This is a genomic window from Pseudomonas sp. BJa5 (assembly GCF_030272875.2).
In the GTDB taxonomy this organism is placed as follows: domain Bacteria; phylum Pseudomonadota; class Gammaproteobacteria; order Pseudomonadales; family Pseudomonadaceae; genus Aquipseudomonas.
The window spans coordinates 1-218 of the sequence record NZ_JALRNG020000272.1; the positions used below are offsets into that span (position 1 = coordinate 1).

At 66.1% G+C, this 218-nt stretch carries 1 protein-coding gene; it reads right to left on the minus strand.

The annotated features are described in order from the left end of the window. On the minus strand, nucleotides 1-218 hold a 218-nt coding region (locus M2D63_RS26260; protein ID WP_285865940.1), incomplete at both ends, for an immunoglobulin-like domain-containing protein.

Sequence of the window (218 nt, forward strand, 5' to 3'; positions counted from 1 at the left end):
GTCGACGGGTCGATGGTGTCGTTGACCTCGGTGACGGCCGCCGACGGGTCGACGTTGAGGTTTTCGAAGTCGCCGCCACTGGTGCCGGTGATGGTCGCCTCGACCTGGCCGGCGTCGATGTACACGTCGTCGTCCGGTGCCGCCACGGTGACGCTGCCCGAAGTCTCACCGGCAGCGATGGTGATGGACTCACCGTTGCTGAGGGTGATGGTCATGGC